The organism is Chitinophaga sp. G7 BAM 1005, assembly GCF_057126945.1.
Genome location: NZ_CP181478.1, coordinates 3,104,588 through 3,115,301, shown reverse-complemented (window position 1 = coordinate 3,115,301; position 10,714 = coordinate 3,104,588). Strand labels below are relative to the sequence as shown.

At 49.0% G+C, this 10,714-nt stretch carries 11 protein-coding genes; 1 reads left to right on the top strand and 10 read right to left on the bottom strand.

Annotated features, from left to right (window positions below; genetic code table 11):
• The first annotated feature begins 144 nt into the window (after positions 1-144).
• Positions 145-1,449: an O-acetylhomoserine aminocarboxypropyltransferase/cysteine synthase family protein gene (locus tag ACMXI2_RS12290; RefSeq protein ID WP_483781866.1), complete on the top strand. Its 1,305-nt coding sequence runs from the start codon at positions 145-147 to the stop codon at positions 1,447-1,449.
• A gap of 43 nt (positions 1,450-1,492) precedes the next feature.
• Here the strand turns inward: ACMXI2_RS12290 and ACMXI2_RS12285 are convergent, their stop codons facing one another.
• From ACMXI2_RS12285 to ACMXI2_RS12240, 10 genes are all read right to left on the bottom strand, one after another.
• Positions 1,493-3,919 (bottom strand): AsmA family protein, encoded by a 2,427-nt coding sequence (locus tag ACMXI2_RS12285; RefSeq protein WP_483781865.1) that lies wholly within the window; start codon positions 3,917-3,919, stop codon positions 1,493-1,495.
• A 45-nt stretch (positions 3,920-3,964) separates the two neighbouring features.
• Positions 3,965-4,669, bottom strand: a complete 705-nt coding sequence (locus ACMXI2_RS12280) for a hypothetical protein (protein WP_079471858.1) — start codon at positions 4,667-4,669, stop codon at positions 3,965-3,967.
• A 9-nt stretch (positions 4,670-4,678) separates the two neighbouring features.
• Positions 4,679-5,458, bottom strand: coding sequence for an urease accessory protein UreD (locus ACMXI2_RS12275; protein WP_483781864.1), 780 nt, complete (start codon positions 5,456-5,458; stop codon positions 4,679-4,681).
• The gene (gene ureG, locus ACMXI2_RS12270; RefSeq protein ID WP_483781863.1) at positions 5,455-6,090 is read right to left on the bottom strand and encodes an urease accessory protein UreG; all 636 of its coding nucleotides are present in this window, start codon (positions 6,088-6,090) and stop codon (positions 5,455-5,457) included. The genes ACMXI2_RS12275 and ureG overlap by 4 nt, the downstream gene beginning before the upstream one ends.
• Positions 6,091-6,107: 17 nt before the next feature.
• Entirely contained in the window at positions 6,108-6,788 is a 681-nt protein-coding gene (locus ACMXI2_RS12265) for an urease accessory protein UreF (RefSeq protein ID WP_483781862.1), read from the bottom strand.
• A gap of 5 nt (positions 6,789-6,793) precedes the next feature.
• Positions 6,794-7,297 carry an urease accessory protein UreE gene (gene ureE / locus ACMXI2_RS12260; protein WP_483781861.1) on the bottom strand — a complete coding sequence of 168 codons (504 nt, stop codon included), beginning with the start codon at positions 7,295-7,297 and terminating at the stop codon, positions 6,794-6,796.
• Between the two features lie 12 nt (positions 7,298-7,309).
• On the bottom strand, positions 7,310-9,031 hold the full coding sequence (gene ureC, locus ACMXI2_RS12255) for an urease subunit alpha (RefSeq protein WP_483781860.1): 1,722 nt from the start codon (positions 9,029-9,031) through the stop codon (positions 7,310-7,312).
• Positions 9,028-9,402, bottom strand: coding sequence for an urease subunit beta (gene ureB, locus ACMXI2_RS12250; RefSeq protein ID WP_336388574.1), 375 nt, complete (start codon positions 9,400-9,402; stop codon positions 9,028-9,030). The genes ureC and ureB overlap by 4 nt, the downstream gene beginning before the upstream one ends.
• Positions 9,403-9,423: 21 nt before the next feature.
• On the bottom strand, positions 9,424-9,726 hold the full coding sequence (gene ureA / locus ACMXI2_RS12245; protein ID WP_079471851.1) for an urease subunit gamma: 303 nt from the start codon (positions 9,724-9,726) through the stop codon (positions 9,424-9,426).
• Positions 9,727-9,983: 257 nt separating this feature from the next.
• Positions 9,984-10,538 (bottom strand): thioredoxin family protein, encoded by a 555-nt coding sequence (locus tag ACMXI2_RS12240; protein ID WP_483781859.1) that lies wholly within the window; start codon positions 10,536-10,538, stop codon positions 9,984-9,986.
• Between the last annotated feature and the right edge of the window lie 176 nt (positions 10,539-10,714).

The following is a 10,714-nucleotide window of genomic DNA, read 5'->3' as shown; positions in this document are numbered from 1 at the left end:
GTCAACTGCATTTCTTCACGTAAACATTCATTTATGGCGCCGAAGATATTATTTTTTGTGTGAGAATCATGTTAAAATACTTTATTATTACGATTAGTCTATTATATTTGTAGACTTATATTCAAACCTTTAAATTTTCCGGTTATGTCCAATCAGCCATTACATTTTGACACCTTACAGGTTCATGCGGGTTATCAGCCAGAATCATCTACCCATGCGGCTGCGGTGCCTATTTATCAAACCACTTCCTATACTTTTGAGAGTGCGGAACACGCGGCGGATCTTTTCCAGCTGAAGCAGTTTGGTAACATTTACACCCGTATTATGAATCCCACCACGGATGTGTTTGAGAAGAGAGTGGCAGCGCTGGAGGGCGGCGTAGGCGCGCTGGCAGTGGCATCCGGGCAGGCCGCGCAGTTCATCGCCCTGCATAATATCCTGTTACCGGGCGATAATTTTGTGACTTCCTCGTATCTGTATGGCGGCACTTTTAACCAGTTTAAAGTGAGTTTCAAGCGTATTGGTGTAGAGGCGCGTTTTGCGGATCTTGATAAGCCGGAAAGCTTTGAAGCGCTGATCGATGAAAATACAAAAGCGCTTTATATGGAAACCATCGGCAACCCGGGGTTTGCCATTCCGGATTTTGAAAAGATCAGTGCCATTGCGCGGAAGCATGATATTCCGCTGGTGGTGGATAATACTTTTGGTGCGGCGGGTTATCTGGCCCGTCCGCTGGAGCATGGCGCCAACGTGGTGGTAGAAGCAGCCACCAAATGGATTGGCGGGCATGGCACCAGTATTGGCGGTATCATTGTGGATGGCGGCAACTATAACTGGGGCAATGGTAAGTTTGTACAGTTCAGCGAGCCAGATGAGGCTTATCATGGTATGAAGTTCTGGGAAGTATTTGGCTCGCATAGTCCGTTTGGCAATATTGCCTACATTATCCGGGCGCGTGTGGCCGGTTTACGCAGCTGGGGACCGGCACTGGCGCCACAAAACTCTTTCCTGTTCCTGCAGGGGCTGGAAACCCTCTCCCTCCGGGTACAGCGAACAGTAGATAATGCGCTGGCGCTGGCACAATGGCTGCAACAACATCCGCAGGTAGAATCGGTAAACTATCCGGGGCTTCCCGATAACAAATACCATACACTGGCAAAGAAGTACCTGCAAAATGGCTTTGGTGGCGTATTGAGCTTTAAGATCAAAGGAGGAAAAGATACGGCCGATAAATTCGTACAGGCGTTAAAGTTAATTTACCACCTTGCCAATGTAGGCGATTCCAAAACGCTGATCATCCATCCCGCTACTACTACCCATCAGCAGCTGAGTGAGGAAGAGCAAAAGAAAGCGGGTGTTGCGCCGGGCGTGCTACGCATTTCGCTGGGTATTGAACATATTAATGATATTAAGGGAGATCTTGAACAGGCTTTCCAAACGGTAGCTTAAAAATAGTGCGGTGACTTTTGCGATGGTCCGCAAGAGTCACCCTTTAACCGCCATCTCCTTTCCCCAGCTTGATCTTCACTTTACCATCCTTTTCAGATACGGCGTGCAGGTGTATAACAATCCCTTTCCTGCTGCGTTTGCGCTTCTCTGCCCTATCCGTAATGGCCGAATCTTTCGCCGGGTTTCTCAACGGAATATCCAGGTTGATATTGGTACCCCCATTTATTCCGTATACCCCGTTCACATCAATATTTATGGCGCTGGAAGCGATGCGCATGGGTGGAATCAGTATTTTATTTCCCTGCACCTGCAAGGTGTTGGACAGGTTGTCGATGGTAATACTATCGAGGCGGCGTTTGCGGAAGGCGAAGTTGCCGATATCTGCGAGCGGACCAAAGTTGATCAGGGCCCCATTCTTCAGGTTAAAGTTGATGGCACCGTAGAGGGAGTGTTTAGCCAAACTTCCATTATCCAGCACATTCCCTTTCAGGTTCACCTTTGCTGATACATTTCCTCTCAGGTTATCTGATTGCAGGGCCGCCATTCCGAAGTTATCGAATGCGTAAAACAACTGGCTGATGTGCACATTGTTCACAGTGGCGTTCATGTTGAAGTTGTTGTTATTCCCCTGCTGGTGCAGCACGCCGGCCATCTGCATATTTCCGCCTGCATGCTGCAGGGCGATTTGCTTTAATAGTATATCCGTATTCGTTAGTTGCACGGATGCTTTTACATTTTGCGCGGTGAAACGCTGAAAGATGATCTTATCCAGCTGCACCAGCATGTTTACATTGCTGGAAGCCAGCACCACATCCAGTTGCCGGTTCACGCGCGTCATTTTTGCTTTCTGCTGGCTGCGGGATGGTCTGGCTTTTCGCCGGGGCGCCAGGAAGCTTTTGAATTCATTCAGATCTACCAGCTGGCTACGGATATTCCAGGTGAGTTCAATTTTGTCTGGTGTGGTAAAATAGAGGTTCAGGAGATTCTTCACCATACCGTCCATCTGCAGGCTACTTTTCTGTGTTTGTATGTGGATATTTTCCAACATCAGATCCTGCCCGGTAAAACGCAGTGTGGCGCTGGCATCATGAAAAGACAGGTTACGCGGCAGGTAGGTAAATGCGCCTTGTTTTACCTGTACCACGCCCTGCAGGGATGAAGGTGTGTTATCGTTGGCCAGTACGGGGCCTGTGTAATACAAGTCGGCATTGGCGTTACCTTCTTTGAACAGGATGGGGCTTTCCCCTGTATCGCTGTTCAGGTTGGTCAAAGGGAAATTTGACCGGAAGTGGCCGTGGAGCAAAGGTTGCTTCAGGTTTACCACCCGGATGGTATCCGCTTTCAGCGGCACTCCTGCCAGCGTAGCGCTCAGCTGGAAAATATTGACGGCGGAATTTTCATCATTGTGGCCTTGTCCAGCTAACACCTCGTTATTAAACCTTCCCGTGAAATTACAGTTGGTCCATTCGCCCATTGTAGTCACCAGTACGTTGTTGGTAGTCTTCCAGGTGATGAGTACTTTAGGCGTATCCCTGTATTTCATATGTCCGTTGAGGTTAGCCTCTGCGTCCAGTGGTTTGGTGAGGGTAATGCTGCTTAATTTAGTGCTGATAGCGGGCGGCAACCAGGATGCGGCATCATGCAGCAATACCTGGTTGGCATTAATTTTCAGCTGGAAGGGCGGCGGCTTTTCGCTAAAGCCAAACTGCCCTGTAATGAGCACCGGGTGGTCATCTATCCGGATTTCCTGTGATGGTATAGTGAGAATTTTTGTGCGCTTATTGAAGATCACGGAGAGGTTTAATTGCAGTTTTTTATCCTTCAGATAACTTCCTTTAACGGTGTTGAAAGCAAAACTTTTAGACAGGATATCTGATATTATGGTAACCTGGACACTGCTATCGGAAGCACTTACCTTGCCATCCAGCTGGCGTATATCCAGTTGGAATAACTTAAACTTCTGCCGGTTATCTATAATAAAACTGATGTTCGCTAATGTCAGTTTTTTGATGTTGACATCTTTTGAGCCATTACTTTTCTTTGGCTCCGACTTCCGTTGCAGCACATATGAGTTAGAATAACCGGTGGTATCTGTATACAGGAAGATAGTACCATCCTGCAGGGTGATTTCATTTACATTTACGTGTTTGCGTAACAGTGATAACGTGTTTACCCGTACGAAAATATAGTTAACATCCAGCAAGGGGTGATGATGTTGCTGAAAGAGGCTGTCTTCCAGCACTACTTTTTCCAGGGCGATAGATACGTTGGGAAAGCTCTTCCACAGGGACGGCTCCATATCCCCGATGCGGATATTCCCGCTCAGGTGATCATTCAGCTGGACGGTGATCTGTTTCAGGAAATTGTCTTTATTAGCATGTATGTACCAGGTCATACCCAGGATTAACAACACCAGGAGTGCCATAAATATACCGCCGGTAATAAGGGTGATCCTGAGCCATTTTCTCATGTGGTAAAGGTTTATCTGCTATAACAGCCAAGCTGCTTAAACAGTTCACCAACCCATAAAAACCATGCCCGTTCCACAAAGCGTAACAGCAGCGCCACTGATGGCTGCCATATATCTTTCCGTGGCAACAGGTTTCATGAGGGAAAACCCATAATATCCCAGCAGTACCATGATGATCATGGTGAGGATCGTGAAGAAGGTAAAAGTAGCTATCAGCATTACAATACCGGGTACAGATTGTTGCGCGGCCGGGTAAAATAATAACGGCAGCAAGGGTTCAGAGGGGCCCATTACGAATATCACAAACAAGATCCACGGCGTTACGCGGATCCTTTTCTGCGGCGCTACATAGGCTTCATTATGACGATGCTGATAAACATACATATCGCCGTCGTCGTATACATCAAAGTGTTTGTGTGGCCTGTTGGCGATGGCCTTGTATAATCCCCAAATGAGGTAAAAAAGCCCCAATATCAGCAATGCCCATCCCGCAATGCCGCCGCGTACTTCTGTAATAGCAGTAAAGCGCGACAGCTGCCATCCCAGCACCACGCCGATCATCCCGATCACGAGTGAACTCATTACATGTCCGAGGCCGCAGAGGGCCGTCCACCCGATGGTTTTAGCCACCGACCATTTCCGCGTACGGGAAAAAACGATGAAGGGCACGTAATGATCCGGTCCGGAAGCCGTATGAAGACAGCTGATAGTAACTGCCGTTAGTAATAAACTGTTATCGATAAATGACATACTACTGTTTTAAACAGGTAAAAGCTTTGCCAGGTGTTGCTGACATTCAAATAGTTGTTCCCCGCTATGGCCCAGTATTCTTACCATGATACCGTTGCCGGCAGTGCGGGTTACGCCTGCCAGTATATGCGGTTGTTCTTCCAGGTAACGGTGAAGCCTGTCCGCAGTTTCGTTAAGAGTAACCTTTTCATGGGTATCGAAAAACAGGAAGGTAGCCTGGTGGGTGTATTCTTCCATCCAGCCCACTGCCTCCAAACTGGTAACGCCGGGTTGCATCAGGAGGTTATCCCTTAACAACAGCTGCTCTCCTGAAAATACCTGCGTGATGCTATGCAGTTTTGTAAAGAGAAATACTTCCCCGTTTAATTTCCGGCCACAGGTAATGATTTCTCCCCAGATGAGACGGCAGTTGTTTGCCAGGTGCAGGTTCGTATAGCCGGTGTAGGTAGCCTTTTCATGCGGCACCAGCGGGTGTGGTAAAAAGGTGAACGTACTTCCGGCTTGCAGCCATACGCGCATTTCCTGTGTAGCGCCTGTTTCCATATTAAACAGCCGTTGGTATGCCTGCGTTTGCAGGTGTAAAGCCGTGCCTGCGGCAACGGTAATATCCAGCTGGTAATGATCTTTATCCAGCATTCCCGGCGAAGAGCTCATCATCATGAGGCGCAATACGGGGTCACCGCGTTCTTCCCGCACATTTGCCACTTTAAAAGGCCGTGTGCAGTAGCATTCCTTCAGATAGGTGCCACTGTCTCTTTTACCGGTCAATATCTTCAGTTCACTGATCATGTTAAGAGATTGGGCGCTGCGATGTCTTCCAGTAATGCGTATCTTTTAATCCAGTTGATCACGTGTTCCAGCCCGGCGCCGCTCATAAGATCTGTAAACACGAAAGGCTGTCCGCCTCTCATTTTGCGGGCATCCCTTTCCATTACGCCAAGATCTGCATGTACATAGGGGGCGAGGTCAATTTTATTGATGACAAGCAGGTTGGAGCGGGTAATACCCGGACCACCTTTACGCGGAATTTTATCTCCTTCCGCTACGTCTATCACAAAAATGGTGACATCCGCCAGGTCGGGGCTGAAAGTGGCGGACAGGTTATCGCCGCCGCTTTCTATGAAGATGATTTCGATATCAGGGAAGCGGCGTACCATTTCTTCCACGGCTTCGAGGTTCATGCTGGCATCTTCACGGATAGCGGTATGCGGGCAACCGCCGGTTTCCACGCCGATGATCCTTTCCGGTGGCAGCAGGCTATTCTGCGTGAGGAATTCCGCATCTTCCTTTGTATAAATATCGTTGGTGATCACGGCCACCTGGTAGTGTTGCGCCATTTGTCTTGTTAACCGCTCAATGAGCGCTGTTTTCCCGGAACCTACGGGGCCGGCCACTCCTACTTTTATATATTCTCTGCTCATGGTATCATTAATTATAGTTACGACATATACAACCGGCTGTACAGGCGTTCGTGCTGCATGCTGCGGATATCAAATGCAGTGTTGCAAAGCCCGAGCAACGATTTATCGGGTTGTATTGTTGCTTCCGTCAGTTCTTTCAGTAAAGGTTGCAGGTCAAAGATGATATCCTGCCCGTCCATTTGCCCGAGGGGCACCAGCTTTACGCAGTTGGTCACCATTCCCATAGCGGCGTTGTAGTAGAATGCGTACAACGCAGCCGGCAATGGAATACCGGTGAGCTGCGCATAGATGCCAAACACCAGGCAGTAGTGCGGGCTGTTACCCGCAGCTGTTTCATATTGCGTAACCAGTTCGCTGGTATACCTGCGGCTGAAAATGCGTGTGAGCCGCGCGCCCAGCTTCTGGCTGGCTTCCCGGAGTTCACGCGGCGCTTTTACGGCGGTGCATAAGTGATGCAGCCCCAGCAGTTCGCTCACATTGTTTTGTGTAGCTGCGGTGTAAGCCAGGCTCATAAATGCAGCATCATTGTAACGGATATTATTCTGCAGCATATTACGCACAAAGGTGGCCGCGGTAGCGGCACTGTTCACCCGTCCCTGTTGCACAAAGGTTTCCAGCCCGGCAGAATGTGTGTAGCCGCCAATAGGCAGCGTGCTGTCTGCCAGGTGTAGTAAGCTGCCGAGATAATGCTGTTCCATATGCTTTATTTTGACGCCAGTTCCAAAATCTTCTCAAAAAATGAAGGGCCGTTGTTTCCGTGCGTGTGTGGCTGCACGTTAGTACGCAGGATGTGCAGGAGCCTACGCCGTTCTTTTACCACCGGGTACCCGGCTGCATGCAGCCAGCGGTACAGCGGCTCATCTGCCGGAATCAGCAGTTGTTCTTCTTCGAGGAAAAGCGGCAGGTGTTTGTTGCCGATCTCGTAGCACACCTTTGCCATTTCGGCCATGTTCCGCGGGCTGATCACGATGGCTTCGCAGGGAAGGATATCTACCACGATCATCAGGTCGTCGTCCTGATAAAGGATATCATTTTGCCTGAGCTGCTGCCCTTCCTTTGTAAATTTCAGTGCTACTTCACGGCCGCCGGCAGTGTGTTTCCGCTGAATACGCCGGGAGGTTTCAAACCACTCCAGCGGCAGCAGGTCTGTTTCTTTACTGCTGCGTGTATGCGTATCCGTATTTCCTATGATTTCCCTTACCAACATATCTCCTCCGGGTTAAAATAAAAAATAGCGCTGTGCCAACGACAGTTCCTTTAACGGTTCGCAGGTAATTTTTTCACCGTCTACCTGTACTTCATATGTTTCAGGATTTACGGTGATATCGGGTGTTTTATCGTTGTGGATCAGGTCTTTTTTGGAGATGTTACGACAGTTGCTCACCGGTAACAGCTGTTTCTGCAAACCATATTCTTCTTTAATTCCTTTCTCTAACGATAACGCAGATACGAACAGTACGCTGGTATGCAGCAGTGCTTTTCCGTGTGCGCCAAACATATGGCGGTACACCACCGGCTGCGGTGTTGGAATAGATGCGTTGGGATCGCCCATACGGCTGGCATTGATCATGCCGCCTTTGATGATCATTTCCGGTTTCACGCCAAAGAAAGCGGGTTTCCACAGCACGAGATCAGCCATCTTACCGGGTTCCAGGGAACCGATATGCGTGGAGATGCCGTGTGCGATAGCCGGGTTGATGGTGTATTTGGCGATGTATCTTTTTACGCGGAAGTTATCGTTGTCGCTGTTTTTATCTTCTTCCAGTGCGCCACGTTGTTTCTTCATTTTATCTGCGGTTTGCCAGGTGCGGATAATGACTTCACCGATGCGGCCCATCGCCTGTGAATCGGAGCTCATGATGCTGAATACGCCCATGTCGTGCAGGATATCTTCTGCTGCAATGGTTTCCGGGCGGATACGGGAATCTGCGAAGGCCACATCTTCCGGCACTTTTTTATCCAGGTGATGGCATACCATCAGCATGTCGAGGTGTTCATCGATGGTATTTACCGTGTAGGGGCGCGTGGGATTGGTAGATGCGGGCAATACATTCGGGAAGGAGGCTGCACGGATGATATCCGGTGCGTGGCCGCCACCGGCGCCTTCGGTGTGGAAGGTATGTATTACGCGGCCGTTGATGGCGTTGAGTGTATCTTCGAGGAAACCGGCTTCATTCAGCGTATCGGTATGAATGGCGATCTGTACATCCAGTTCGTCTGCTACTTTCAGGGAAGCGTCTATTACGGCTGGTGTGGAACCCCAGTCTTCATGAATTTTGAGTCCCAGCGCGCCGGCGGCGATCTGTTCCACCAGTGGTCCTGTGGTAGCGCAGTTGCCTTTACCAAAGAAGCCGAGGTTTACCGGGTATGCCTCTGCGGCCTGCAGCATGCGCTGGATGTTCCATTTCCCTGGTGTTACCGTGGTGGCGCTGGTGCCATCAGCCGGGCCTGTACCGCCGCCTATCAGGGTAGTTACACCGCTGAAGAGCGCGTGATCCACCTGTTGCGGGCAGATAAAGTGAATATGCGTATCAATCCCCCCGGCGGTGGCGATGAGGTTGGCGCCATTGTGTACTTCGGTAGATGCACCGATGATGAGCTGCGGATGTACACCGTCCATTGTGTCGGGATTACCGGCCTGCCCTATTGCAACGATCTTACCGTCTTTAATCCCTATATCTCCCTTCACAATACCCCAATGGTCGATGATGGTAACGTTGGTGATCACAAAATCGAGCACGCCTTCGCTGCGCAGTGCAGTGGCCGATTGCGCCATGCCGTCTCTCACGCTTTTTCCGCCGCCGAATTTACTTTCATCGCCGTATACATTGTAGTCTTTTTCTATTTCGATGATGAGGTCTGTATCTGCCAGCCGTACGCGATCGCCGGTGGTAGGACCGTACATGTTTACATATTTTGTTTTGCTGATGGACAGGCTCATAGTTGTTCAGATTTAAAGTTGAGGGAAGCTGCTTTGGCGATGGCAGCGGCCTTTACGGCAGGATCGGTGGTATCGCCGTTTACGAGGTTGTTGATACCGATCACTTTCCGGGCGCCGCCCAGTTCCACCAGTTCTACTTCTTTGGCTTCGCCTGGCTCAAAGCGTACTGCGTTGCCGGAGGGAATATTGAGCCGCATACCGAATGCTGCTTCCCTGGGGAAGGACATCATGCGGTTCACTTCAAAAAAGTGGCAGTGGGAGCCTATCTGTACCGGTCTGTCGCCGGTATTCACCACACTTACCCTGACCGTTTTCCGGCCGGCATTGGCAATGATATCTTCTTTCTTCAAAAAATATTCTCCGGGGATCATGGTTGTAAGATTTAGTAATGGTTAGCGGATAGGATCGTGTACGGTGACCAGTTTGGTGCCATCGGGAAAGGTAGCTTCGATCTGAACTTCATGTATCATTTCGGGTACTCCTTCCATTACATCTTCGCGGGTAAGAATGGTAGCGCCGTAGTGCATGAGCGCAGCCACGGTATTTCCGTCGCGGGCAGCTTCCATTAAGCGGCTGCTGATAAGGGCAATGGCTTCCGGGTAGTTAAGGCGCAGTCCTCTTGCTTTTCTTTTCTCGGCCAGTTCTCCGGCCAGGTGCAGTAATAATTTCTCGGTTTCCCGTGCAGTCAGGTGCATATGAATAGATTGTTGTATAAAAACTTGTTTCCGGGAGATTGGCTGGTGTATGAAAGGAGTGGTAAAGTACGAATTTTCCGCGGAATTTGTCTTTCTCAGGATTACACTGATTATACTGATTTTTCTGATTTGATCATTTTGGATTTTTAAAGAGATTAGGGGAGATATAAGCGGAACATTCGCTTTTATCTCCCCTAATCTTTTTAAAAAATATAATCAGTAAAATCAGTGTAATCCTGAGAAAGACAAATTCCGCTTTAATGTGCTGCGGAGGCTATTTTACCAAACCGGGTGCGTACTGCGTCCAGTTCTCCGCGTTTCATTTTTGATGTTTTTTCGAGGATGCCTACAAAGTATTCCACTTCTTCTTTCCGGGCAGGGCAACCAACATTCTGCAATTTGCCTGTAGGACTTTTCATGCGGCTGTCGGCCAGCATTTCACCGTTGGTGTTTAATACCAGCCAGAAGGGAATACCTTCCTGATCGCCGTGGTATTTTGCCAGCAGGTCAGCGCCGCCTGGGTTTTCCAGTGCTTTGTTGGCGCCGTTTTCCAGCACGGTGATATGACGGATCTCGTAGTTATTGTCGAATGCTTTCTTAACACTGGCATCGTTCATCGCGGTATCCATTTTATGACACCATCCGCACCAGGATGCGTGAAAGATGAGGATTACTTTTTTATTGGCTTTTGCTGCCTGTGCGCAGGCATCTTTTACTACCTCTTCGGCCGCAGGCGGGGCCTGTTGGGCTTTTACAGCAGAGAACGTGAGCGCGGATAAAACGAATGTTAAAGAGAGAACTAAAGAACGCATGGGTGATTGGTTTTCTCAAATATAATAAATTTGGTGAACGCGGAGTTTGTCTTTCTCAGGATTAGACTGATTATGCTGATTTAGGGATTTGATCACTTTGGGTTTTAAATGATTTTGGGAGATATCAGCGAAAATATTTTCGCTGATATCTCCCAAAATCATTTTTAAAATATAAT

Excerpts from the sequence above, each read along its gene's own strand:
- ureA (WP_079471851.1), bottom strand. The coding sequence starts at position 9,726 with ATGCACCTGACTGCACGGGAAACCGAGAAATTATTACTGCACCTGGCC.
- ureC (WP_483781860.1), bottom strand. The coding sequence starts at position 9,031 with ATGAGCCTGTCCATCAGCAAAACAAAATATGTAAACATGTACGGTCCT.
- ACMXI2_RS12240 (WP_483781859.1), bottom strand. The coding sequence starts at position 10,538 with ATGCGTTCTTTAGTTCTCTCTTTAACATTCGTTTTATCCGCGCTCACG.
- ureG (WP_483781863.1), bottom strand. The coding sequence starts at position 6,090 with ATGAGCAGAGAATATATAAAAGTAGGAGTGGCCGGCCCCGTAGGTTCC.
- ACMXI2_RS12285 (WP_483781865.1), bottom strand. The coding sequence starts at position 3,919 with ATGAGAAAATGGCTCAGGATCACCCTTATTACCGGCGGTATATTTATG.
- ACMXI2_RS12265 (WP_483781862.1), bottom strand. The coding sequence starts at position 6,788 with ATGGAACAGCATTATCTCGGCAGCTTACTACACCTGGCAGACAGCACG.
- ureE (WP_483781861.1), bottom strand. The coding sequence starts at position 7,297 with ATGTTGGTAAGGGAAATCATAGGAAATACGGATACGCATACACGCAGC.
- ACMXI2_RS12290 (WP_483781866.1), top strand. The coding sequence starts at position 145 with ATGTCCAATCAGCCATTACATTTTGACACCTTACAGGTTCATGCGGGT.
- ACMXI2_RS12280 (WP_079471858.1), bottom strand. The coding sequence starts at position 4,669 with ATGTCATTTATCGATAACAGTTTATTACTAACGGCAGTTACTATCAGC.
- ureB (WP_336388574.1), bottom strand. The coding sequence starts at position 9,402 with ATGATCCCCGGAGAATATTTTTTGAAGAAAGAAGATATCATTGCCAAT.
- ACMXI2_RS12275 (WP_483781864.1), bottom strand. The coding sequence starts at position 5,458 with ATGATCAGTGAACTGAAGATATTGACCGGTAAAAGAGACAGTGGCACC.